Genomic DNA, 1,155 nt, shown 5'->3' with positions numbered 1-1,155 from the left:
AGATGTGTATAAGAGACAGCCTCCTCGCCGCGGACGCCGGGGCGACGCCGACGCTGACGCCGACGCCGACGCCGATCTGACGTCGACCACGACTGTAACGTTGTTCCAGATATTTGGAACAACGTTACAGTCGTGGCTGGCGTCGGGGTGGCGATGATGGTTGTGGATGAGATGTGGTTTGTTTATCGAGCTGGTGGGGTTGGGGGGTGGCGAAGAGGAAAGAGGTGGATCCTCGACTGGTGGCGCTGGCTCGCGGGCAGAGCGGGCTGGTCTCCGCGGAACAGGCCGAAGCGTTCGGCCTGGCGGATGCCAGCCGCCGCCGGCTGACGGCGACGGGCCGGTGGATGCGTGTCGCCACGAACGTGTTCGACACCGGACAGGTCGACCCGCGCCTCCACCCGTTCGACACCGCCCGCCTCCGCGCTCCGCGGCTCGGCCTGTTGTCGGTGCGGGGCTCGGCCGCCGTCGGGCTGGGCGCACTGGCGATGCTCGGTGCCCAGGGCCTCCCCCGGCGCATCCCACCCGAGGTGGCGTTGCCCCGGGCACGCCACGGGCGGCACCGCGACGGCATCCGGGTGCGGCAGTACGACTTCGGGATGCACACGCGGGTGGTCGGGAGCCGTCGGGTGGCCGCCCCGGAGTGGGCGCTCGCCCAGGCCCTCCCCGACCTCGACCGGTTGCAGGCCGTCGCCGTGATGGACTCCGTGCTTCACGGAGGCCTCCTGGACGCGGGCGGGCTGGCACGTGCCCACGACCACGCGCGCGGGCGGCCCGGCATCGCCACCCGCCACGGCTGGTTCGACCTGGCGGACGGGCGGGCGGAGTCGCCGCCGGAGTCTCACGCTCGGCTCCTGGCCGACGACGCCGGCCTCGCCCCCGACGACCTGCAACGGGATCTGTTCGACGACGCCGGGACCTTCCTCGGGCGCGGAGACCTCCTGTGGCACCTGGGCGACGGGCGGTGGCTCGTGGTCGAGGTCGACGGCGCGGAGTTCCACAGCGGTGACCAGGCACTGCGACGCGACACGATCCGCCAGAACGGCCTGATCGCCTCGGGCGCGACGATCCTGCGCTTCTACCCCGACGACCTGCGCCACCCCGGCCCCTACCTCGCCCGGCTGCGCCCTGTCCTCACCCTGTCTCTTATACACATCT

At 71.6% G+C, this 1,155-nt stretch carries 1 protein-coding gene; it reads left to right on the top strand.

The features are described from left to right. Positions 1-224: 224 nt before the first annotated feature. Positions 225-1,155 (top strand): type IV toxin-antitoxin system AbiEi family antitoxin domain-containing protein (locus tag HGK34_RS22205; RefSeq protein ID WP_201851602.1); only part of this gene is annotated, 931 nt, incomplete at its 3' end.

Origin of the sequence: Myceligenerans indicum (assembly GCF_016742955.1) — a bacterium.
In the GTDB taxonomy this organism is placed as follows: Bacteria; Actinomycetota; Actinomycetes; order Actinomycetales; family Cellulomonadaceae; genus Myceligenerans; species Myceligenerans indicum.
The sequence above is the reverse complement of the archived record's forward strand: the minus strand, read 5'-3'. Positions and strand labels throughout refer to the sequence as shown.